This is a genomic window from Bradyrhizobium sp. 134 (assembly GCF_023074155.1).
Lineage (GTDB): Bacteria > Pseudomonadota > Alphaproteobacteria > Rhizobiales > Xanthobacteraceae > Bradyrhizobium.
Window position 1 is genome coordinate 357,582 of record NZ_JADPKX010000045.1, and the last position, 21,865, is coordinate 379,446.

18 protein-coding genes are annotated in these 21,865 nt (G+C 62.9%); 10 read left to right on the top strand and 8 right to left on the bottom strand.

Features of this window, described 5'->3' with window-relative positions:
- Positions 1 to 16: 16 nt before the first annotated feature.
- From IVA75_RS16635 to IVA75_RS16645, 3 genes are all read left to right on the top strand, one after another.
- A complete protein-coding gene (locus IVA75_RS16635; protein WP_247290733.1) occupies positions 17 to 724 on the top strand; it encodes a hypothetical protein in 708 nt (235 codons plus the stop codon).
- A gap of 185 nt (positions 725 to 909) precedes the next feature.
- On the top strand, positions 910 to 1,611 hold the full coding sequence (locus IVA75_RS16640; protein ID WP_247290735.1) for a type 1 glutamine amidotransferase domain-containing protein: 702 nt from the start codon (positions 910 to 912) through the stop codon (positions 1,609 to 1,611).
- Positions 1,612 to 1,752: 141 nt separating this feature from the next.
- Positions 1,753 to 2,709, top strand: coding sequence for an alpha/beta hydrolase (locus IVA75_RS16645; RefSeq protein WP_247290737.1), 957 nt, complete (start codon positions 1,753 to 1,755; stop codon positions 2,707 to 2,709).
- Positions 2,710 to 2,760: 51 nt separating this feature from the next.
- Here IVA75_RS16645 and IVA75_RS16650 read toward each other — a convergent pair whose 3' ends face one another.
- Positions 2,761 to 5,643, bottom strand: coding sequence for a winged helix-turn-helix domain-containing protein (locus IVA75_RS16650; protein WP_247290739.1), 2,883 nt, complete (start codon positions 5,641 to 5,643; stop codon positions 2,761 to 2,763).
- A gap of 353 nt (positions 5,644 to 5,996) precedes the next feature.
- Here IVA75_RS16650 and IVA75_RS16655 point away from each other — a divergent pair, with 353 nt between their 5' ends.
- A complete protein-coding gene (locus IVA75_RS16655) occupies positions 5,997 to 6,980 on the top strand; it encodes an AraC family transcriptional regulator (RefSeq protein ID WP_247290741.1) in 984 nt (327 codons plus the stop codon).
- 81 nt (positions 6,981 to 7,061) lie between these two features.
- Here IVA75_RS16655 and IVA75_RS16660 read toward each other — a convergent pair whose 3' ends face one another.
- The gene (locus IVA75_RS16660; RefSeq protein ID WP_247290743.1) at positions 7,062 to 9,383 is read right to left on the bottom strand and encodes a molybdopterin guanine dinucleotide-containing S/N-oxide reductase; all 2,322 of its coding nucleotides are present in this window, start codon (positions 9,381 to 9,383) and stop codon (positions 7,062 to 7,064) included.
- 331 nt (positions 9,384 to 9,714) lie between these two features.
- Here IVA75_RS16660 and IVA75_RS16665 point away from each other — a divergent pair, with 331 nt between their 5' ends.
- Positions 9,715 to 10,065 (top strand): RidA family protein, encoded by a 351-nt coding sequence (locus IVA75_RS16665; protein WP_247290745.1) that lies wholly within the window; start codon positions 9,715 to 9,717, stop codon positions 10,063 to 10,065.
- A gap of 69 nt (positions 10,066 to 10,134) precedes the next feature.
- Here the strand turns inward: IVA75_RS16665 and IVA75_RS16670 are convergent, their stop codons facing one another.
- The 4 genes from IVA75_RS16670 to IVA75_RS16685 all read right to left on the bottom strand — a co-directional run bounded on the left by IVA75_RS16670 (position 10,135) and on the right by IVA75_RS16685 (position 14,870).
- Positions 10,135 to 11,343, bottom strand: coding sequence for a multidrug effflux MFS transporter (locus tag IVA75_RS16670; protein WP_051462638.1), 1,209 nt, complete (start codon positions 11,341 to 11,343; stop codon positions 10,135 to 10,137).
- Between the two features lie 180 nt (positions 11,344 to 11,523).
- On the bottom strand, positions 11,524 to 12,699 hold the full coding sequence (locus IVA75_RS16675) for a helix-turn-helix transcriptional regulator (RefSeq protein WP_247290748.1): 1,176 nt from the start codon (positions 12,697 to 12,699) through the stop codon (positions 11,524 to 11,526).
- 410 nt (positions 12,700 to 13,109) lie between these two features.
- Entirely contained in the window at positions 13,110 to 13,868 is a 759-nt protein-coding gene (gene mddA, locus IVA75_RS16680) for a methanethiol S-methyltransferase (RefSeq protein ID WP_027566476.1), read from the bottom strand.
- A gap of 108 nt (positions 13,869 to 13,976) precedes the next feature.
- Complete coding sequence (locus tag IVA75_RS16685; RefSeq protein ID WP_247290750.1) at positions 13,977 to 14,870, bottom strand: methyltransferase domain-containing protein; 894 nt, start codon at positions 14,868 to 14,870, stop codon at positions 13,977 to 13,979.
- A gap of 239 nt (positions 14,871 to 15,109) precedes the next feature.
- Here IVA75_RS16685 and IVA75_RS16690 point away from each other — a divergent pair, with 239 nt between their 5' ends.
- Positions 15,110 to 16,060 carry an AraC family transcriptional regulator gene (locus tag IVA75_RS16690; protein WP_247290752.1) on the top strand — a complete coding sequence of 317 codons (951 nt, stop codon included), beginning with the start codon at positions 15,110 to 15,112 and terminating at the stop codon, positions 16,058 to 16,060.
- 640 nt (positions 16,061 to 16,700) lie between these two features.
- The gene (locus IVA75_RS16695; RefSeq protein WP_247290754.1) at positions 16,701 to 17,483 is read left to right on the top strand and encodes a Crp/Fnr family transcriptional regulator; all 783 of its coding nucleotides are present in this window, start codon (positions 16,701 to 16,703) and stop codon (positions 17,481 to 17,483) included.
- Here IVA75_RS16695 and IVA75_RS16700 read toward each other — a convergent pair.
- Complete coding sequence (locus IVA75_RS16700) at positions 17,458 to 18,384, bottom strand: hypothetical protein (protein ID WP_247290757.1); 927 nt, start codon at positions 18,382 to 18,384, stop codon at positions 17,458 to 17,460. The two genes, IVA75_RS16695 and IVA75_RS16700, sit on opposite strands and share 26 nt — an antisense overlap.
- 38 nt (positions 18,385 to 18,422) lie before the next feature.
- Positions 18,423 to 18,710 carry a hypothetical protein gene (locus IVA75_RS16705; RefSeq protein WP_247290759.1) on the bottom strand — a complete coding sequence of 96 codons (288 nt, stop codon included), beginning with the start codon at positions 18,708 to 18,710 and terminating at the stop codon, positions 18,423 to 18,425.
- 354 nt (positions 18,711 to 19,064) lie between these two features.
- Here IVA75_RS16705 and IVA75_RS16710 point away from each other — a divergent pair, with 354 nt between their 5' ends.
- The 3 genes from IVA75_RS16710 to IVA75_RS16720 are packed head-to-tail and all read left to right on the top strand — an operon-like array spanning position 19,065 to position 21,864.
- Entirely contained in the window at positions 19,065 to 20,165 is a 1,101-nt protein-coding gene (locus IVA75_RS16710) for an inositol-3-phosphate synthase (protein WP_247290761.1), read from the top strand.
- Complete coding sequence (locus IVA75_RS16715) at positions 20,165 to 20,764, top strand: histidine phosphatase family protein (RefSeq protein WP_247290771.1); 600 nt, start codon at positions 20,165 to 20,167, stop codon at positions 20,762 to 20,764. Before IVA75_RS16710 ends, IVA75_RS16715 begins: the two co-directional genes overlap by 1 nt.
- Complete coding sequence (locus tag IVA75_RS16720; protein ID WP_247290774.1) at positions 20,761 to 21,864, top strand: glycosyltransferase; 1,104 nt, start codon at positions 20,761 to 20,763, stop codon at positions 21,862 to 21,864. Before IVA75_RS16715 ends, IVA75_RS16720 begins: the two co-directional genes overlap by 4 nt.
- The last annotated feature ends 1 nt before the right edge of the window (position 21,865 follow it).

Genomic DNA, 21,865 nt, shown 5'->3' on the forward strand with positions numbered 1-21,865 from the left:
GTGGATATGGCGGGACATGGCGCTTCTTGACGATGTAATTGATGCCAGCGGCGGAATGGCCCGCTGGAATAGCTTGAGCCGGTTCACGCTTCACCTCTCCGTCGCCGGAACGCTGTTCTCCAGCACCGGACATGCCAGCGAATTCAAGGACGTGACGGCGGAGGGCTCGATCCGCACCCAGTCGGTCCGCTTCACCGGCATCACCGGAGGCGAACACTCTGGCTCTTTTCAGCCTGACGCGATCACGATCGAAAGCCTCGAGGGTGAGATCCTCAGGACCTGGCCCAATCCGAGCCTTGCGTTCACCGAGACTGGTTCGCCCGCGCTCGCGGACGAACTGCATCTCGTGTTCTTCTGCGGCGTCGCGATTTGGAATTATCTGACCAATCCATTCCTGCTCGCCCATCCCGACGTGGTGGTGGAGGAACTGCCGCCGTGGCAGGAGAACAACGAGTCATGGCGGCGGTTGCGGGCGCAGTTCCCGCCGGGCCTGATCACGCTCGCGCCCGAGCAGATCTTCTATTTCGACCATAACGCGTTGCAGCGGCGGACCGACCACGATCTGTTCGGCATGGAAGTCGCGCATTACTCCTGGGCCCATGACAGCTTCGGCGGCATCGTGGTGCCGACGCTCCGACGCGCGCAGACGCTGCGGCCCGACGGAACCGTGGTCGCCAAGCCTGTGCTGATGGACGTCGAGATCTTTGACGCCGTCTTCGAGTAGCGGGACGCGCGACATCTCCGTGCTCTCAACGTCTAACAATACATAACGCGCCAACAGCCGGCCTTGAGTGCAGATTGGGATCGCGAGCAACGAACGACGTGACGTGCTCGGACGAGGTCCAGCTCGGCGCATCTCCACCACAATGGAGTGCGTCATCGCCGCAAACGCACTCAAGGAGAACGGTCATGAAAATATTGATGGTCATCACTTCGCACGACCAGCTCGGCAACACCGGGCGCAAGACGGGCTTCTGGCTCGAGGAGCTCGCCGCCCCTTATTTCGTCTTTAAGGATTCCGGGGCCGAGATCACCCTCGCCTCGCCGAAGGGTGGCCGTCCGCCGCTCGACCCCAAGAGCAACGAGCCCGAATTTCGCACCGACCTGACGCTGCGCTTCGAAGCCGACGCCGACGCGGAAGCCCAACTCGACAAGACGGTTCGCCTCGACAGCGTCAAGCAGGAAGATTTCGACACCGTCTTCTACCCCGGCGGTCACGGCCCGATGTGGGACCTCGCCGAGGACAAGGACTCGGTCAAGCTCATCGAATCCTTCCTTGCCGACGGCAAGACAGTCGCCGTCGTGTGCCACTCGACCGGCGCGCTGCGCCACGTCAAGACACCCGACGGCAAGCCACTGGTCCACGGCAAGGAGGTGACCGGTTTCACCAACGGTGAAGAGGAGGACGTCGGCCTCACCAAGGTGGTGCCTTTCCTGGTCGAAGACGAAATGCTGAAGCTCGGCGCCGTCTTCTCGAAAACGGCAAACTGGGGCGTTCACGTCGTCACCGACGGCCTCTTGATCACGGGCCAGAACCCGCACTCCTCGGGTCCAGCCGCGCAGGCCCTGCTGGCCGCCCTGAAGGGCAAGCCGCTGGCACGCGCTTCGTAGTTCCCGGATACGGCACATCACGAGAGGTACCCGCAATGGTGCCTCTCGACCCCGACAGGCCGGAGGCATGCCCCGCAGCAAGCGCAATGTCCCGCACTTGCGATACATCTTCACGCCACATGCTGGATTCGGAGCGATGACATGAACATCCCAATCACTCTTGCCCTATCAGCCGCTTTGGCCTGCGCGACCGTGCAGGTTTCGGCGCAGGATCTGCGATCGAGCCGGCGCTCGATCAGCTATCACAAGGTCGACATCCGCGGCCTCGAGATCTTCTACCGCGAGGCCGGGCCCGCCGACGCTCCGACGGTGCTGCTGCTCCACGGGTTTCCCTCGTCGTCGCGGATGTGGGAACCTCTGATGCCGCTGCTCGCCGACAAATATCATCTGATCGCGCCGGACTATCCCGGTTTCGGCAACAGCAGCGCGCCGCTGCCGTCCGATTTCAACTATACGTTCGACAACATCGCCGCCGCAATGGGCGAGCTCACAACGAAGCTCGGCCTCACGGACTACGTCTTGTTCATGCAGGACTATGGAGGTCCTGTCGGCTTCCGCATGGCGCTGGCGCATCCCGAACGCGTTCGCGCCATCATCATCCAGAACGCGGTTTCGCACGAGCAGGGGCTGAGCCCGCTGTGGAATGCGCGCAGGAAGTACTGGGCCGATCCGGCACGCGAGCTCGAGGCGCTCAAGGCCAACTTCACATCCCTGGAGGCGACGCGTCAGCGGCATCTCGGCTCCAGTCCGCGTCCCGAGCGCTACGACCCCGACGCCTGGATCGACGAATACGCGTTCCTGACGCGTCCCGGCCAGGCCGAGATTCAGACCACGCTGTTCCTGGATTACCGGACCAACGTCGCCTCCTATTCGAAGTGGCAGGCGTGGTTGCGCCAGACGCGGCCACCGACGCTGGTGGTCTGGGGCAAATACGATCCGTCCTTCACTGTCGCAGGCGCGACGTCCTATCGCGACGATGTGGCGGATGCCGAGGTTCACATCCTCGAAGCCGGCCACTTCGCGCTAGATGAAGCCACCGACGAGATCGCTACGCTTGTCCGCGACTTCCTGGCGCGGCTGGGTGGACACAAGGGTTGAGCACTGGTGGACGCGCTCAGCAGCGAGAAGGGCACGGTCGTGTCGACCTGGTCAGGCCGCCGGCCCGTTCAGCATGTGCCGTGCTGCAATGAGATCGGCGGTCTCGAAACCTTCGGAGAACCGGGCATAGGTTTGAGCGAGCTGTGCGAGCGGATTTTGTACATGCTGCCGGATTCGAAGCCGCGCCAGCGACATCTCGGCTCGCAGCCGCCAGGACAAGGCGCCCTGCTGTTCGGCAAGCGAGATCGAGGCGACAAGATCCGCCTCGGCCGCGTCGGGATTGCCGCCAAGGATTTCCAGCTCTCCGCGCAGGCGGAGCAGCTCGGGCAGGTCGAAGGCGCCGCCTTCCTGCTCGACCCCAGCAATGGATTCGTGAAGAACCTGAATGCCTTCCGTCAATTGTCCCAACGTGACCAAACCTTGGGACAGATCCGCGGCGAACGCCGAGGCATAGAGTTCGTAGCGATCGGCATGCAGGCGTGGAAGCGCACTCCGCATTAGGTCGACGCCGCCGGCCACCTCGCCCCGGGCGATCATGCTCTGTGCCCGAAAACCCGTCGCGACGGCTTCGTAGGGCACGAGTCCGTGCATGCTCGCATGCGCCGCCAGGCGATCGGTCATGGCCTCGACTGACGACCAGTCGCCGAGCCAGCCGAACACCGAAGCGGACCAGCATAATGCGATACAATGCATGACCACGTCATGCGGCGCCGAAGCGCCGACGAGCGGCCGGACGCATTCGAGCGCGCGATCGGGAAAGCCGCGCAGCCATAGGACGCGCGCGAGCGGAATCTGCGGTGTGCGTGAATAGGCGAAATGCCCAGGTTGCGTCCCGCGGAGCGCAGCGTCGTCGCGCAGGCCCTGGTCGAGATGGGCTTGCGCCTCGGCCTGGTCTCCGGCGAGGTGATATGACACGCCGAGCAGCGCTTTGCTCCCGGCGATGCCCGCGGTATCGCCGATCACACGGGCAATCCGCTCGGCGTGAAGCGCAGTCGGCACCAGATGCCGATAGCGACCGGTCCGGCGGTAGAACATGTTGAGCCGGGACAACAGCCTGAATGTGTTGGCGTGATCGGAAAGCGCTTCCGCTATCTCCAGCCCGCGCCGGAGCGCCGATTCCGCCTGCTCGCTGTTACGCTCGGTGAACATGAAGGCGTGACCGAGCGTCGACTGAAGTTCGAGCTCCCATGCGCCGCCCCGGTCGGCCTCGTCCAGCATTGCGAGTGCGCGATCGGACCAGATGCGGGCCTCGTTCAGCAAATTGAGTTCGACGAACAGCCTTGTGCAGCTGCCGGCGAGCGGCACGCGCAAGCCGGCGCCGTCGTCGTTGGCATAAGCCCATTGCAGCGCAGCGCGGGCATCGGCGAGCAGGCTCGCGCGTTCCTGCAAACGTGACGCATGATCGCTGCCCTCCTTGTCCCTCATGCCCGCTTCGAGCGTGCATTGAACATAGAGAGCATGACGATGCGCGATCTGCGCCAGCTGTCCGCCGTCGGCCAGTTTCTGCAGGGCATAGGCACGCGTTGCGTCGAGCAGGCGATAGCGCCGCGATGCGCCGTCCGGCTGGGTGGAAACCAGCGACTTCACCACGAGTTGCTCCAGGGCCTCGACGACGCGATCCTCCGCCATCTCCGCCCCGGCCGCGACTGCTATCGCGCCCTTCAACGTGAAGTGACCTGCGAAGACGGCGAGGCGCTGAAATACGATCCGCTCGCTCTCGCCGATCAGACCGAAACTCCAGTCGAGCGTAGCGCCGAGCGTCTGCTGCCGCGGCGGCGCCGTCCGCCGCCCGCGCCATTCGAGCTGCAGCCGGTTGTCGAGCAGCGCCGCCATCTCGCGCAGTCCATAGAGACCAACACGTGCGGCAGCCAGCTCGATCGCCAGCGCGATGCCGTCGAGCTTGCCGCAAATCCGGGCCAGGACTTCGGCATCCTCGTCGGTGATGTCGTCGCGATGCCCCGCCGCGACGGCGCGATCGACGAACAGGCGCACAGCGGGATAGGCCAGCACCTCGCCGGCACTAAGGCGGGTGCCCTGCGGCGGACCAGGGAGCGAAACGAGCTCGAAAATCTGCTCGCCTTCCACCAGCAGCGACTCGCGGCTGGTTGCGAGGATGACGATGCCGGGCGCCTCCCGGTAGATGTTTTCTGCAAGGCGCGCGACCTCCTCGATGACGTGCTCGCAGCTGTCGAGCACGAGAAGCAGCCGGCGGCCGCGCAGGAAATTGACGATGCTGGCCGAGGGGTCCTCGTGGTGCACGACGAGGCCCAACGCGGCTGCAACCGTGCTCGCGACCAGCGCTCCGTCCTTGAGCGGACCGAATTCGAGGAAATGGACCTTGCCGTCGAAGCTATCGCACATCTCGTGCGCGAGCGCGGTCGCAACGGTGGTCTTTCCAATGCCGCCCGGCCCTCGCAGGGTGACGAAGCGATCGCGGAGCAAGCGCGCTGCCAACTCGGCCACGGCGTCCTCCCGCCCGACCATCCGGTCCAATCGGCGCGGTAGCGACGGTGGCGGCGCGGCCCTTTCAGGCACACGCGACGCCGGTGTAGCCACCTCCGCGCGCCCGCCACGCCGCACGGGCGCGACAAAGCAATAGCCCCGGCCCGGGATGTTGGTGATGTAGCGGGCACCATCCTTTCCGTCGCCGAGCACCTTGCGCAGCTCCGCGACATGGACGCGCAGGCTGACCTCCTCGACGGAAAGTCCGGACCACGCATAGCCGAGAATTTCGTTCTTCGGGACCACTTCGCCGGCGCGACTGACCAGCAGGCGCAAAATATCCGTCGCGCGGCTGCCGAGCCTGACCGGCAAGCCATCCTTCTCCAGCAGCCGCGACCGAAGCGAAAATGGCCCGAACGCGACGGCATTGAGATCCAGAATCGTTGCGGCGTCGCTGCCGCGGGGGCCATGTCCTGCCGAGAGCTCGGTCATTTCTGACTCATCCTGACGATCGCTCCTTCGAAATGCGGCGCGACTATACCCGGCACCGATGCGAGGTCCAGCGAGGGCAACGCATGGAACTCACACCGCCGCATCGATCTCCTCGCGACGTCCGGCGCTCTCCTGAGTCGGATCGAGAATGCGCAAATATCTGATAAATTGTACAAAAAGGACGCTTCCTGAGACGGGATGCCGCACCTGATGCGCTCCCACAAAAACTAACACATCCTAATCACCACTAACGAGCTTGCAGGTCAGCTCACGCCTATCCTCTCAACATGGAAAGCAGGGCTTTGCAGGTTTGCTGGTTGCAAACAGCGGAGAACGCCCGGAGAGGACGAACGATGTTGACCAATTTGCAGGCAGGTGATGCCTGGATTGAATTTCCGGGCGCCTCGGGGGATCGCGAGCTCCCCCGGGCAACACAGGCAATCATTCGCGAGCATCAATGGCGTCAGGTCGATCCGCGCACGGGCGCGGTGGCAGAGGACATCGCGATCTCGCGATGGGAAGACCCGCGGAGCACCTCGTCGCATCAAGCGACGACGCCTGAGGATCGCTATTTCGTCGGCATCGCCCTCAAGACCACGCGGGCGAAACTGACCCGGGATCGCCAAGTCATTTTCGACGGGACCATGCCCGCGGGCACACTGTATCTCACCGCGCCGTCGAAGCCCCTTGCCGTGCAATTCCAGTCGCCATGCGCCTTCCTGCACATTCACATTTCCGCGGACCAATTTCCGGCACAATTTTCCGGGACCGAGGGATTGAATGATCTCGTCCTGTTGCGCGATCCGCTCGCAGCCGAGCTTGCCAAGGCGCTAATCGAACTTGGCGACGCCGCGGACCACGAGTTTACGCGCTGCATCGGTCAAACCCTTGCGATGCATCTGGCGCGCCTGGAATTGCCACGCGCCAGGGTCAATGCCTTGCCGAAATGGCGACTGCGGCGCGTCGAGCAATATGTCGCCGATCATTTCCACCGCTGCATCAGCCTGTCCGAACTCGCCAACGTCGCCGGCCTGTCCAGAATGCACTTTGCGGCGCAGTTCCGCGTCGCGACCGGTTACCGGCCCCGCGAATATCTTCTCAATCACCGGATCGAGCATGCCAAGATGCTGCTGGCAACCACCGACCGGCCGTTGGCGGAGATCGCGCTTGCGATCGGCTTCAGCACGCAGGCGCATTTTTCGACCGTGTTCAAGCGCATCAGCGATCAATCCCCGGCACGCTGGCGCCTCGCCAGCAAGGGCGAACGGCGAGAGGTCCAAGCACTCCCGCCGCGTCATCCTTCTACGGAGAGAGACTGGATCAGCGCAGCCGCGTGAACATTCGCTCGCGCCCTCATCCTCCCGGGCCTGCGAGCCACTCGGGGCTGTCCCTGCACCCACAGGGCGGCCCCTTTTTTTCTACACCGGATCGAAAGCCCGGATCGGCGGCAGATTGCCGGTGAACTTCTCGACCTCGACTGTCGTGAGCTGGCCGGTGCAGCCCTGCGCGAAGGACGAGGTGCCGACGTCACGTGTGAGCACGTTCGGGTTGCCGTGCACGCAGAGCGGCGCGTCGTCTTCGGGGTCCATCGGGTCGTACCAGGCGCCGGTCGGGAGCTGAACCACGCCGGGCGCGATACCGTCGGTGACGTGAACCGCGGCGAGACAGGCGCCGCGCGCGTTGAACAGCCGAATGATGTCGCCGTGCTTGATTCCGCGTGCGTCTGCGTCCTGCGGGTTCATGCGCGCGACCTCTCGGCCGCGATGTTTGCTTTGAAGCGAATGTCCACCGAAATCGAGCTGACTGTGCAGACGCGTCACCGGCTGGTTGGCGACCAGGAAGCACGGCGCCCCCGGCTTCGGCATGTCGGACTTCTCCAGCCAGACCGGATGGCCCGGGCAATCCGCATCGCCATGACCCGCGATCTTGGCAGAGAATATTTCGACGCGACCGCTCGGCGTCGGCAAAGCGTGGTTGACGGGATCGTCGCGGAAGCGGCGCAGCCGGCCGCCGTCGTCGGGCTGTTGCGGCACCACCAGGCTGCCCCGCCGCCAGAACTCTTCGAAGCTCGGCGCCTCCAGGCCGCGCGCTTCGAGCGAGGCGCGGGTCGGCTCATAAAGATGCTCCAGCCACTGCCGTGACGTCCGCCCCTCGGTAAAGGGTTCGCGCGCGCCGAGACGGTCGGCGAGATCGGCAAAGATCTCGTAGTCGTCGCGCGCAAGGCCGAACGGCTCGGCAATCCGGTGCATGGCGACCATCAGGGGATCGTTGCTGGAATAGCCGATGTCTTCGCGCTCGAGCGTCATCGTCGAGGGCAGCACGATGTCGGCATGCCGGGCCGTGGCAGTCCATGCGAGTTCGTGCACGACCAGCGTGTCGACTTTCGCAAACGCCTTGCGCAAGCGATTGATGTCCTGGTGGTGATGGAAGGGATTGCCGCCGGCCCAGTAGACGAGGCGGATATCCGGATAGGTGCGCGTCTCGCCGTTGTAGCGATAGGTGCTGCCGGGATTGAGCAGCATGTCGGCGATGCGCGCCACCGGAATGAAATCGCGGACAGCGTTGCGGCCCTGCCCCAGTGTCGGCCCCGGCACGTCGTTGACGCGGCGGCCGTAATAGCCGATCGCCCCCAACGAATAGGCGTAGCCGCCGCCGGAGAGGCCGATCTGGCCGAGCGCCGCCGCCAGCACCATGCCCATCCACACCGGCTGCTCGCCGTGCTCGGCGCGCTGGAGCGAATGAGAGACGGTGATGAGCGCACGCTTGCCGGCGAGCCGGCGCGCCAGCTTGCGGATTGTATTCGCGTCGACGCCGCAGATCGCGGCGGCCCATTCGGCGTGCTTGGGTTGGCCATCGCTCTCGCCGGTGAGATAGCGCAGGAAGACCGGCCATCCCTCGGTGTAGCGATCGAGGAAAGCCTGGTCGTGCAGGTTTTCCGCGACCAGCGTATGAACGATGCCGAGCATCAGCGCGGTGTCGGTGCCGGGCACGCATGTCATCCATTCGGCGCCGGCCTCGACGGGCAGGTCTTCGCGCAACGGGCTGACCAGGATGAACTCGCAGCCGCGGCGGCGCGCGGCTTCCATGGCGCCGCGCTCGACATGCTTGCTGATCGAGCCGCCGGCGACCATCGAGTTCTTCAGCGCCATGCCGCCGAACGCCAGCACGATGTCGGTATCAGCCGCGATCTGCTCCCAGGTGACGTTGCGCTTGGTGATGTCCTCGTAACCGCAGAGGATCTGCGGCAGCAGCACCGAGGACGCACCGGAGGAATAGGAGTTCACCGAGCGCACATAGCCGCCCAAGGCGACGTTGAGGAAGCGATGCACCTGGCTTTGGGCGTGGTGGAAGCGGCCCGCGCTCGACCAGCCATAGGAGCCGCCGAACACCGCGCCGGGGCCGCGCGTGTCACGGATGCGTGCCAGCTCGTCGCCGAGCAGATCGAGCGCCTTCTCCCAGCTGACGGAGACGAATTCGTCGCGGCCGCGGCGATCGTCCGGACCGGGACCGCGTTCGAGCCAGCCGCGGCGGATCGCAGGTTGGGTGATGCGCGCCTGATGGCGCAGCGCGCCGGGAAAATTGTCGATGATGCGGTTTGGATCGGGATCGCCCGCATAGGCCCTGACCTCGAGCCCGGCCTCGCCTTGACGTGCCGAGAACACGCCCCAATGCGAGGTGTGCGGCTTGAAACCGCCGGAGAGGTCGAGGCCGGGGTCGGGGAAGCCAATCGTATCGTCCATCGTCGCATTCCTTATTTCGGTCGCGGCACCGTCCCGGCCGCACCGATGTCATCCAAGATAGCAGTATAGCGATCCGCTCTTCGATGTCGTCGGGTCAGGGCCGGCGAAAATGCCGGCCGCTCGTGCAAAGACAGATTGGCGAACGTTCGCAGGGACGACAGGCGGCGATTTTTCGACCAGTTTGTGCTTTTATTTTCAACGCGTTAGCCGTCTGCATTCGGAGCTGTGCAGGTCCGTCTTCCGACAAGACCTGGCGCGAGATCTCTTGCGACGACACTGACATTGAAATGTGCGATATCCCGGCCCGTCACACAGCAACATCGGTCCCATCATGATCAAGCGCGTCTTGCCCTACGAAGGTCTGCTCCACGAAGTAGTCGAGCACAATGGCGTGCTTTACATCGGTGGCATCGTCCCCGAGGACACGAGCCTCGACATGTCGGGCCAGGCAAACGACGTCCTCGGGCAGTTGGCGCAGTTGCTCAAGACCCTCGGATCCGATCTGACCAACGTCTTGCAGGTGACCATCTACATGGCCGGCCTCAAGGAGAAGGCGGAGTTCAATGCCGCCTGGAAGGCGCATTTTGCACAAGCTCATCTGCCGGCGCGCGCCGCAATCGGCGTGGCCGATCTCGGTCCCGGCGTCAAACTCGAGATCACGGCCATCGCCGCTCGACAATAGTGGCATGCCAAGGCGCCGCAAAGAACCTCACACCAAACCCATTTTGTTCTCGGCAAGATCCACCTCAGGTTAGCGCCGCTTGTGAAGGATAACCGCCACCAGCGACGTTGCTGTCAGCACGATACCTAGCCCGACGGCCGGATCGCTGGCGACAATCGCCGCGAGAGAGGCACCGCATGCAGCGCCCGCCATTTGCGAGAATCCGAACAGGGCTGCGGCGATACCGGCCTTGCTGCCAAACGGCGACAGCGCTGCCGCGCTCGACAGCGGGCTCACCACTCCGACGCCGAACAGAAAGACGGAAGCCGCTAACAGAAATGGCAGCAGCGCGCCGTTCGCGAGCAGCACCGCGCAAAGCAGCCCGACGCCTCCGAGGACGGTTAATCCCAAACCGACCGACGTCGCACGGCAGGTACCAACCCGCGCCGATAGCCTAGGCGCCAGCATGCCGGCCGCAAACACCAGGAAGACGACGCCCGCAAATAGCTGACCAAGTGTGATTGGCGAGAATCCAAACAATTCGAGCAGCACCCGCGGCGCGCTGGAGAAAATCGCGAATAGACCGGCCATCACCAGTCCAGCGGTTCTAGCAGGCGCAACGAACCGGCGATCCCGAACAAGCTCCAGATAGGCCCCGGCAATTTTGAGCGGGTTCAGAGAACGACGCGCGCCGTCATTGGTTTCGCCGACGAAGGTCGCATAGGCCAAAGCCGTGCAGAGCGCGAAGGCCGCGACAAAGGCAAATTCCGAGCGCCAGCCAAAGAATAGATCGAGCACACTCCCCAGCAGCGGTGAAAAGCCTGGGGCGGCCGCGGTTGCCATTGTGATCGACGCCATGACCTTTGCAAGTGCCTGGCCATCGAACAGATCCCGGGCGATCGCACGTGAAAGCACCGAAGCCGCACATGCGCCGCAAGCCTGCATCGATCGGCCGATCAGCAGGCTCGATAGATCGCGCGCGAAAGCGCACCAGATCGTACCGGCGATGAAAATTCCGAGTCCTATCAGGATCGGCATGCGTCGCCCGAACCGGTCCGACAGCGGGCCGGCAATCAATTGCCCTATGGCGAAAATCGCCAGAAAGATCGTGAAGGCCGACGTGACCGCCGCGCTGGATACATGCAAATCGGCCGCGATGACCGGCAGCGAAGGCAAGAAGATGTTGGTTGCAAGAATGCCTGTCGCCGCCAGGGCACAAATCACTATTCTGCGCGCCGCCGCCCCTGCTTTACGCCCATGCCCCGCCGCAGAAACCGTGCCCTCGACGTCAATGGACATGCTGCGCTCCCAACTCCTGTCCAGATGCGGCGAGGCAGGGACGCCTGATCACCTACCCCACTGCGTGCCGGCGGGACGCATGCCATCCTGAACAACCGCTGCTTGGGTGTCGTCCTGCGAACGTGGGAGGAGCGCGCAAATATTTGCTGCTTCTGGGTGCTGCAACGAGCGACCTCTCTCCTATTCGGCCAGCGGCGTCGTATAGCCTGCAACCAGCTTGACGAGATCCGCCTGGCGCGCGGCACCTGTTTTTTCAAACAACCGGCTGACATGCGTCCTAACCGTGCTATCCGCGACCCCGAACGCCATAGCAACCTCGGGAATGCCACCGACCTCGACGACGGCCAGCAACACGCGAAGCTCGGTCGGCGTCAGCTTGAACGCGCTGCCGATGGCTCCGGGAACAGAAGCGACGGCCAGCGACGCCTTGCGAACGAACAAGGCCACCGTGGCGGTGTAAACAATACCGGCCCGCCGACGCGCGCCTGACGTGAGCGGCAATGCATGGGCCACATAGCGGTCGCCCTCCCTGCCGGTCAGCGGCACCGCGATGCCCCTTATACCAAGTGCGGCATCGCCCTGCCCCGCGGTGGCGAAGACATCTCGTAGGGTGCGATCGATCTGCGGATCGCTGGCGACCAGCCGCCCACCCACCGAACTCAAAATATCGCGGGCGTCGAGAATGGCATTCCCGGCCGTATTGGCGTGAATGAGACGTCCACCGGGATCGACGAGATACATGCCGGCACCGAGCCCGTCCAACGTGTCAACGAACGTCGCGAGTTCAGCGGCCTTGAACTCGAACATCTTCCCGATCACGACGGCACGCCTGACATGCGGCGCTATCAGCCTCATTTGCCGGCGCGCGTGCTCGTCTACGATCCCATTTCGCCGGTGGCGGAAGACCCCAAAAATGGCTGTGCTGACCGTGGTTCTGTCGACAACCGCGCTGACGAAATCGACAAGCCCCTGGGGCTCGGCCCACTGCCGGTATAGTTCACTCTGGGTGAGTGCTGCGAAGGACATCAAATCGGTCGTCGCGACCGGCTGTTCGAGGTCACCGAGAAAGTGACCCTCCGCGGAGGAATAAATCTGCCGAAAAAGTTCGACCCGCAACGGCACGTCAAATCCGAAGCGATGGGGCACCGTGGCGTGTTGAACACCAATGTCTTTGCAGAACAGCCCGCCTCCCGCGCCGCCAACGAATTGCACGATGCTGACGATGGCGTCTTCCCAACGAGAGGGATCGATTGCGGCATCGTAGATGACGCTGATCAGGTCGCTCAGTTGCTGCTGATCATCTGAATTGTCTTGCGACGATTCCGAAGCCGACCGCGGATGTGAAACCCTGTTCATTCGACGACGCGCCCCGGTATGAGGATAGCTATGAACCAACTTTAAGCTTTTCCGCTGATATCGAGCCGGTGTCGCGCTCAAATCATTTTGATCGTGTCCCAGCGGGGCCGCGGGGAATATCGGCCATCCTTCAAATGGAGGATGATCAGTGCGATCGGTGACATCTTGGCCGGACGCTTCAGGTTGAAAATGAGTTGATCAGAACGCGATGCGCACGCCGCCCCGCCCGTGTCGATACGGCTGCGAACGGACAACGCGCCGCCCTGGAACCCCGCCAAATAGCGCGACACTTGGCGCGGGCGGCAATCAAGGCCTGCCCAGCAAGTGCCAGTCGCGGATAGCTTGTGCCCAGGCTCTTTCAATCCACCCTGCTTGCTGACTGATTGGCCTGTCTTGACGAGCGTCTTGGGTCAGATGTCGGCGTCCTCGGAAGCAGCGAATCTTCGGCCTGGAAGCGGGACGAGCATGGCCGCATGACGGCGGTAGCGGCGATACCGGTCGCCGAACTGCTGGATCAGGTCGTGCTCTTCCAACTGAATGCCGATCAGAATGTAGGCGGTGATGCCAAGCGAATAGAGCAGATGACCGATCGTCATCGCAGGCGTGGCCCAGACTGCGAGCAGGACGCCGAGATAGATCGGATGGCGGACATACCGGTAGAGCAACGGCGTGCGGAAGCTGGCTTCGGACGGTTGTTTACCGAACAGGCGCATGAACACCTGGCTGAGGCCGAACAACTCGAAATGATTGAGAAGAAACGTGCTGGCCACCAGCACGACCCAACCCAGCCAGAAGATGGCGTCGATTGCCCCCGCCGCGACCGGGTGGCTCACGGTCCAGACCGGCGTGGGGATCGGCTGCCACTGCCAGTACAGCAACAGCAGTGCAAAGCTGGCGAACAGCACGTAGGTGCTGCGCTCGACCGAAGCCGGCACGATTCGCATCCACCAGCGCTTGAAGCCCCGACGCGCCATCACGCTGTGCTGGATCGCGAACAGTCCGATTAGCAGCACATCGATAACAATGCTTGGCAGAACCGGACCAATGGCCCCGGAATCGACAGACTTTGGAACGACCAGGTTCCCGGTGAAGCCAATGAGATAGAGCAACGCGATCAGCGTCACCCCGTAAGCGGCAGTGCCGTAGAGGACCGCAACTAGACCCGCCATCAATCTTCTCCCAGAGAGTTCAATTTTTTTGCATCGATTCGTCAGATCGCGGCGGCTGCGGCGGTGCTTACAATGGAGAGATTTCGAGCAGCGACCGGCGCGGGTACGTCACCCCCGGGGCCGCTGCGGTGATCCCGGATTCTGCGCGGTGACCATCCAAGAGCTTGAATTCATCATCACGCCTTCAGGGCGGACGAATTGTTTCAACTCGTCCTTCAAGGCCGCCACCAGCGTATCAAACAGGCGAGCAGCCTTCGGGCCGGCTTCGCGATAGACTTCCCCTGCGGGACCGATCGCGAGCTGAAACGCGACCGCTTCGTCAAGATCTCGCCCGACCAGGACTTCGGCATCGATCCGTTCGAACCTGATGCCGCTGTAGCCGGCAATCATCAATTGCCGAGTCACGGCCTCGGGATCGGTCATGGAAAACGGTCCGGGGCCGCAGGTTGCGGCGTCTTCCCTGACGGGGGGCAGGTAACGAAGCAGAACCTCCTTCGACAGTGTAAGCCACGGATTGTCCGCCCGTTCGCGCCAGACGACCATCGTCATCAGTCCACCCGGCTTGAGCGCAAATCGCATGTTGCTCAAGCCAGCCGTTGGGTTTTCGAAGAACTGGGTTCCAAAGCGAGAGAAGCACAAATCATGTACCGGCTCGAACGGATGGGTCTGAACATCCGCTTCGAGAAAGCTGAGATTGGTCACCCCTGCCTCCTTCGCATCTGCGCGGCCGACGTCGAGGAAGGCATTGCAGCAATCGAGGCCGAGGACGGATCCGGCCGGTCCGACGCGCCGCGCAAGTTCAATTGCGGTGTCGCCCCAGCCACATCCCACATCCAGGACCCTGCCGCCGGCTCTGATCGGCAGCGACGGGAATACTTTAGCGCCATGCAGGTGAAGGCCGCCGGCGAGGATGTGCCGCCACGCATTGAATTTCGGAGCCAGTATTGCGTTCCAGAAATCGATATACGGAGTGACGGTTGCGTTAGCCTGCGCGATGCTCATGATCTAGATGTCCGTCTGCTTGGTTGCCATCCGGAACCCCGTCGTGGCGTCCCGCTTTTCCGTTCTTCCGCAACCGGTTCCGCGTCCGCCTGACCGTCTGGACAGCGTCTCAAGGAAACGTGGAGGAATCGGTTGCTTGGCAGTTCATTCATGAGCCCCGTATAAGCGCGGGGACCGCCACGGTGAATGATCGCCCAGCCGGATCAGTTGACCGATCGTCCAAATCTGAGATTAGCCTAATGATCGATCCGCTATCGGAAGTGCTTCGATCGGTTCGCCTGACTGGCGGGATCTTTCTGGATGCGCGTTTCACCGCGCCGTGGAGCGTGCATACCCAGATCGTCGCTGAGGACTGCGGGACTTTCGCAGACAAACCGTCGCTGTTGATCGCTTACCACTTCGTCATCGCGGGAAAATTATTGCTCAGCGTCGATGGTGAACCCACCATTGAAGTGCGGGCCGGGGAAATCGTACTGCTGCCGCGAAACGATGTTCATACGCTGGCCAGCGACGCGGGTCTGGTACCGACAAGCGCGCGTCATCTCATTCAGCCCTCAGTGGATGGAGGGCTGGCAAAAATTCTGCACGGCGGAGGCGGTGAGCCGGCGCAAATCGTGTGCGGGTTTCTCGGCAGCGAGGAAACCTATAATCCGTTGATCGCGGCCCTGCCAAGAGTGCTGAAGCTCGACATTCGCGAGGGCGTCGCACGCGACTGGATCGAGGCTTCAGTGCGATATGCAGCCGGCGAACTGACGGCCGGCAGGTTCGCCTCGTCAAACCTGATGTCTCGGCTTTCCGAACTGCTGTTCGTAGAGGCGATGCGCCAGTATTCCGTGACATACACCGATCAAGATGGGGGATGGCTGAAGGGGATTGCCGATCCGCAAATCGGACGCGCGCTCGCCTCCATTCATCATAACGTCGGGCTGCCGTGGTCCGCGGAGTCCCTCGCGAGAGAAGTCTCGATGTCGCGGAGCGCCTTCGTCGACCGCTTCACAACCCTGATCGGGGTGCCACCAATCCGGTATCTGACCATCTGGCGGCTTCAGGCAGCCAAGGTGAGCCTACGAGAAACACGCAAGCCCATCGACCAAATCGCAGAGGAAGTGGGTTACGGATCCGGAGAAGCATTCAGCCGGGCGTTTAGGCGTGAATTCGGCCTGGCGCCTGCGCGATGGCGGCAACGCTGACAACCCAATTGATTGCGCACGCGTCAAGTTTCAGAACGAGCCTCCATAGGGGACGATCAGGAAATGATGCGTCGCCGTCGCGGCGAGAGCCGTGGCGGGTCAAAACCGCCATGGACGGTCGGAATCGCACCTCTTGTCTACCTCGCACAGCGGAGCATGTGACCAGCTGATAGGCACGCCCAGTGCCCTCGGCGTGGACTTGGAGTAGGGGACGCGTCCCGCACGCCGATTTCGGTGCGCACAAACACGCGTAATATCGGCGATGGGTCGAGATCGGCGAAGGCACTCACACGGTGCTACTGGAGAAGAACCGGTTGCAGGCGTTCGACGCGATCAATCAGTTTCTCTCGAAACAGTATGAGCATGACTAGCGCGATCTCCGCGGATCCCGCCGCGAAATCGCTGGGGCTTCGCCTGAGCGCTCCTCGCGCTTCCGGTTCCCGAATCGTCCGATCCTTGAGGACGATCGCATGCGCCGTCTACTGTTCCGGAACCATTTAGACCGATGGTTCCTCCGACTTCCGGGCGCATGCTGGGCAGACAAACAATGACCTGCATGGAGTGAAACTATCAAAGTTTAATGCGCTCTGTCGTTCTCATCGATCAGATTGGGGACGGGTTCTGAGTTGTTAGGCGACCAATGCAGGCAGGATTTGCGTTCTCCAAGCTCGCCGACCGGTTGGCGAGCCTCACTCCCGTAACGGCCGACGATCTCCACCTGCTCGCGGACATGGCAAGCACAATCGCGCATCTAAGTTCGCGTCAGGCCGTTTTGCGGCATGGCGATGATGCCAGCCAGTGCTGTCTGCTCCTTCAGGGATATCTGTCCTGGCAGGATGCAGAGAGTGCGGACGGGCAGATCACGTCAATCCATGTTCCCGGTGACATCGCCGATCTGCACACACTTTATCGTCCTCGCGTTGACGGCAATTTGATCGCGCTCGGGCCTGCCATCGTCGCTCTCGTGCCCCACCGCTTCTTCCACGATTTGTCCGCGCGTTCGCCCGCGATGTCTCGCGCATTGCTGCTGATGCTGCTCACCAGCCACGCGATTCAGCGCAACTGGACAGTGAACCTGGGTAGCCGTGATGCATTGACGCGTGTGGCGCATCTGCTGTGCGAGATCACCATCCGCCTGCAAAGCGTCGGCTTGGCGAGAGATCTCAGGTTGCCATCACCTTTTACCCAATCGGACCTTGCGGCAGCATGCAGCATCTCCCCGGTCCACGCCAACCGCACGATTCAGGAGCTGCGACGATGCAACCTCCTGCAATGGCAGGGTAAGACGGTAACGATTACGGACTGGCCGGGACTCGTGCGGCTCGCAAGATTCGATCCGACTTACCTGGGCATTCAGTCCAGCCGCGACGATGCGTCGTCATTGCGGCTCCGGCCACTTACGGCGGACCTTGCGCTCGCTTGAGCCCCTTTCGGACGACACGTTGGAAACTTGCGGAGCGTGCAATCAGGGCCTCCCGCGCCTCTCCAAGGACGTCATCCCAATTGCCTGATGTCCTCTGATGAAACAGCCGCAGGCTCGGATACCAAAGGGAACGGGACTCGGATGACGGCCAGCGCCAGTCGCAATCCGCATGCAACAAGACCCACGCGTCACAGCCGAGCGCTCCCGCAAGATGGGCCACCATGGTATCAACGCAAATGAGGAGATCGAGCCGCTGGAGGAGACGACCGAGAACCGTAATGTCAGGCGTGCTGACGTCCTTCGCGTCGATCTCGGCCAGTTCGCGCGTTCGGGCCCCGCGTTGCAGCGAGCAGAGCGTCACTCCGGGAACGGCAAGTTGCCCTAGCAGGGACGGCGGGATGGTCCTTCGCTTGTCCCAGTTGCCGACTTCCCAAACCAGGCCGACGGCAAGAGCTCCAACTTCAAGACCTCGGACTTGCTCGAGCGCCCGCGGCAGCGATACGTAAGATGCACGCATCTCGACGTGCTCCCGCCTCGCCCTTATGGCATGCGGCACCTCCATGATCTCGATATCGACCTCGAAGTCGATCTCAGGTGCACCATCATGGAGCGCAAAAGCCCGATCGACGCCTGCCGCTCGCTCGACCAGCGGCAGAAGCTCGCCCTGGCACCAGACCGTGACGCGGCGCGCGACGTCACGAAGCGGTCGCATGAAGCGCAGGAACTGGATGGTGTCGCCGAGCCCGTGGTAACAGCGGACCAGTACATCCTTGCCCCTCAGCTCCTCGCCGCGCCAGATGCGCTGGAGGTGACGAGGCCCGGTATGCTTGGGTGGATACGCAAACGTTGCCAGATCGCGATCGTTGATCGCCCAGGCGCGTTCGAATTCGCCTGCCCGCATCGCCTCCGTCCAACCGCCCGACACCCGCGGTGATCCGATCAACGCCGAACGAATTTGTGAAAGCGGCTCGGCTTTCCGTCCTTGGTGCGGTCCTGGTGGAGGAACGCAATGCCGGTCTCGTCGAACTTGGCGAAGAATTCGTCCCAGCTGATCCGGTCGAGCCCTTCGTCGGGCGGATCGAAATCGATGCGCAGGATGCCGGCGTGTCCGTCCTCCTCGGTAGCCTTGACCGTCGCGGGCTTTCCGCCGCGTTCCTCCGCCCATTTCCGGATCACGTCATGGCTGGTGGTCTGCTGGGCTTCGCTGGTTTGTGATTTGGATGACATGTGACACCTCGATTTCTGACAAGGAGCGAGCGACGGATCGGCCCTCGCGTCAGACTGTTTCGCCGTGAACGCCGGACGCGAGGATTTGTTCTTTCGTAGGCCGGACTCTCTCAAAGCATCATCTTCTTCATCTTCATCATGGAAGCGTTTCGTTCCCGCCAAACTGCCCGGGATTCTATCCCAGGTTAAGCGCGCGAAATTTTTTCGGCCGAAATCCGACGTGAGCGGACATAGTGCCGTGAGTTCAGGAACGAACATACGTTCCTCACGTTCGCCGACGTACTTACGTCAACACTGCATCTCTTCAACGCTGCATGCCTTAGCGCTGCAATGCCTTCCGGAGGGCCTAGATCCATGCATTCTCGTCTTCAGGACAGGCGGCGCGTGCGCGTCGGCATCGTCGGTGTCGGCAATTGTGCGAGCTCCTTCGTTCAGGGGCTCTCCTATTACCGGGACGCCAAATCGAACGAGCCGGTGCCTGGGCTGATGAACGCCGATCTCGGCGGCTACCACATCAGCGACATTCAGGTCGCGTCGGCTTTTGACGTCCATGCCGGCAAGGTCGGACGCGACGTGGCGGAGGCGATCTTCGCAGCGCCGAACAATACGCACCGCTTCTCCGACGTCGCAGCCACCGGCGTCATGGTCCACCGCGGCCCGGTCATGGACGGCGTCGGCCATTATCTCAAGGACGACGTCCCGATTGCGGATGTCCCGGAAGCCGACGTCTCCGAAGTGCTCGCGACCTCGCGCACGGACGTGCTTGTGTCCTATCTTCCCGTCGGTTCGCAGCGAGCGAGCGAATTTTACGCCGCGCGCGCGATCGAGGCCGGCTGCGGCTACGTCAATTGCATCCCGGTCTTCATTGCCTCGAATCCCGACTGGCGGCGGCGATTCGAGGATGCAGGCCTGCCGATCGTCGGCGACGACATCAAGAGCCAGGTCGGCGCCACCATTCTGCACCGGGTGCTCGCCAATCTCTTCCGCGAACGCGGCGTGCGGCTGGACAGAACCTACCAGCTCAACGTCGGCGGCAACACCGATTTCAAGAACATGCTCGAGCGCGAGCGGCTGACATCAAAGAAGATCTCCAAAACCCAGGCCGTGACCAGCCAGTTCGACGTGCCCATGGATGCCGATAATATCCATGTCGGCCCGAGCGACCATGTGCCGTGGCTGACCGACCGCAAGCTGGCCTTTATCCGCCTGGAGGGCACGACGTTCGGCGGTGTTCCCTTGAGCGCGGAAGTCAAGCTCGAGGTCTGGGACTCTCCAAACTCGGCGGGCGTCGTGATCGACGCGGTCCGCTGCGCCAAGCTTGCCATGGACCGCGGGCAAGCCGGCGCGCTGACGGGCCCCTCGAGCTATTTCATGAAGTCGCCGCCTCAGCAGTTCACGGACGAGGAAGCCGGACGGCGAACGCGCGCCTTCATCGACGACAAGGCGTACACCTGATGGCGAAGATCATTCATCTGATCCGCCACGGGCATCATGCCCTGCTCGGCCGCACGCTCTGTGGCCGGATGAAAGGCGTAGAGCTCGATGATCTCGGCTGCGAGGAAATCGTGCGATGTGCCGATACCTTCACGCCGCCGCCGAACATGGTTCAGTCGAGCCCGCAGCGGCGCTGCATGCAGTCGGCCTGCATCCTGGCCGCACGCTTCGGCTTGCCGGTGGAGATCGTGCCGGCACTCGACGAGCTCGACTACGGCGAATGGACCGGACTGTCGTTCGAGGCACTCGCCCGAGACCCCCGATGGTCGCGCTGGAACGAACAACGCGGAACGAACCGCCCGCCGGGCGGCGAAAGCATGCGGTCGCTCCAGAGGCGCGTCGTCGCCCATCTGGAGCAGCTGCGCAACGATCATGGTAGCGGCACGGTCGTCGTCGCCGTCAGCCACGCCGAACCGATCCGCGCGGCGCTGCTGCATTATTCCCGGAAAGAGCTGGACGACTTCCTCTCGATCGAGATCGACCCCGGCAGCGTCAGCACCCTCAGCGTGGACAATCGCGGACTCAAGATCACCGTGATCAATCAGCGGGTGCCAGCGTGAAGATCGTGATTTTCGGCCTGACAATTTCCTCATCCTGGGGCAACGGTCACGCCACCTTGTGGCGAGGGCTTTGCAAGCATCTCGCGCGAGCCGGCCACAACGTCGTCTTTTTCGAGCGCGACGTTCCCTATTACGCCGGCGCGCGGGATTTGCACGAAGTGCCCGGCGGCCAATTGCGCCTGTTCTCGAACTGGGACGATGTACTTCCTCTGGCGCGCAGCGACCTTCGTGATGCCGATGTCGCGATCGTGACCTCCTATTGTCCCGACGCGATCGCCGCGACGGAACTTGCCCTGTCCGAGGGCCACGCGGTGCCCGTGTTCTACGACCTCGACACGCCGGTCACGCTGGCGAAGCTCATGGCCGGCGAGGCCGTTCCCTATATCGGGCCGCGGGGCCTGCGGGATTTCGCCCTGGTCCTGAGCTTCACCGGCGGTCCACGCATCTGCAACGAATTTCGCGACAGGCTCGGCGCCGGCAATGTCCGCCCGCTCTACGGCCATGTCGATACGGACACCCATCGACCGGTGTCGTCGCAGCCGCATTACCGTGCGGATTTGTCCTATCTCGGCACATATTCGCAGGATCGCCAGCGCGCGCTCGAGGCTCTGTTCGTCGAACCCGCACGCAACAGGCAGGATCGGCGTTTCCTGATCGGGGGTGCACAGTACCCGGAAGATTTTCCCTGGTCGCCAAACATCTACTTCGTGCAGCACTTGCCGCCGTCTGAGCACGCGTCGTTCTTTGCGTCGTCCCGGCTGACGCTCAACGTCACGCGCCGCGCCATGGCGGAGATGGGCTGGTGTCCCTCCGGCCGCCTGTTCGAAGCCGCTGCCTGCAAGGCCCCGCTCCTCAGCGACGACTGGCCGGGACTCGATGAATTCTTTGTACCCGGCCAGGAAATCCTGATCGCACACGATGCGAAGGACACGCTTGCTGCGTTGACGATGGCCGACGCCGACCTTCAGCACATCGCCGGGCGCGCATATGAGCGGACCATGGATCAGCACACATCCGACAAGCGCGCTGCCGAACTGATTTCGCTGCTCGAGCAGACGGCATCCCTCAGCGCGCGCCGACAGCAACCCGAGGAGGCCTGAT

Excerpts from the sequence above, each read along its gene's own strand:
- IVA75_RS16635 (WP_247290733.1), top strand. The coding sequence starts at position 17 with ATGGCGCTTCTTGACGATGTAATTGATGCCAGCGGCGGAATGGCCCGC.
- IVA75_RS16640 (WP_247290735.1), top strand. The coding sequence starts at position 910 with ATGAAAATATTGATGGTCATCACTTCGCACGACCAGCTCGGCAACACC.
- IVA75_RS16645 (WP_247290737.1), top strand. The coding sequence starts at position 1,753 with ATGAACATCCCAATCACTCTTGCCCTATCAGCCGCTTTGGCCTGCGCG.
- IVA75_RS16650 (WP_247290739.1), bottom strand. The coding sequence starts at position 5,643 with ATGACCGAGCTCTCGGCAGGACATGGCCCCCGCGGCAGCGACGCCGCA.
- IVA75_RS16655 (WP_247290741.1), top strand. The coding sequence starts at position 5,997 with ATGTTGACCAATTTGCAGGCAGGTGATGCCTGGATTGAATTTCCGGGC.
- IVA75_RS16660 (WP_247290743.1), bottom strand. The coding sequence starts at position 9,383 with ATGGACGATACGATTGGCTTCCCCGACCCCGGCCTCGACCTCTCCGGC.
- IVA75_RS16665 (WP_247290745.1), top strand. The coding sequence starts at position 9,715 with ATGATCAAGCGCGTCTTGCCCTACGAAGGTCTGCTCCACGAAGTAGTC.
- IVA75_RS16670 (WP_051462638.1), bottom strand. The coding sequence starts at position 11,343 with ATGTCCATTGACGTCGAGGGCACGGTTTCTGCGGCGGGGCATGGGCGT.
- IVA75_RS16675 (WP_247290748.1), bottom strand. The coding sequence starts at position 12,699 with ATGAACAGGGTTTCACATCCGCGGTCGGCTTCGGAATCGTCGCAAGAC.
- mddA (WP_027566476.1), bottom strand. The coding sequence starts at position 13,868 with ATGGCGGGTCTAGTTGCGGTCCTCTACGGCACTGCCGCTTACGGGGTG.
- IVA75_RS16685 (WP_247290750.1), bottom strand. The coding sequence starts at position 14,870 with ATGAGCATCGCGCAGGCTAACGCAACCGTCACTCCGTATATCGATTTC.
- IVA75_RS16690 (WP_247290752.1), top strand. The coding sequence starts at position 15,110 with ATGATCGATCCGCTATCGGAAGTGCTTCGATCGGTTCGCCTGACTGGC.
- IVA75_RS16695 (WP_247290754.1), top strand. The coding sequence starts at position 16,701 with ATGCAGGCAGGATTTGCGTTCTCCAAGCTCGCCGACCGGTTGGCGAGC.
- IVA75_RS16700 (WP_247290757.1), bottom strand. The coding sequence starts at position 18,384 with ATGCGGGCAGGCGAATTCGAACGCGCCTGGGCGATCAACGATCGCGAT.
- IVA75_RS16705 (WP_247290759.1), bottom strand. The coding sequence starts at position 18,710 with ATGTCATCCAAATCACAAACCAGCGAAGCCCAGCAGACCACCAGCCAT.
- IVA75_RS16710 (WP_247290761.1), top strand. The coding sequence starts at position 19,065 with ATGCATTCTCGTCTTCAGGACAGGCGGCGCGTGCGCGTCGGCATCGTC.
- IVA75_RS16715 (WP_247290771.1), top strand. The coding sequence starts at position 20,165 with ATGGCGAAGATCATTCATCTGATCCGCCACGGGCATCATGCCCTGCTC.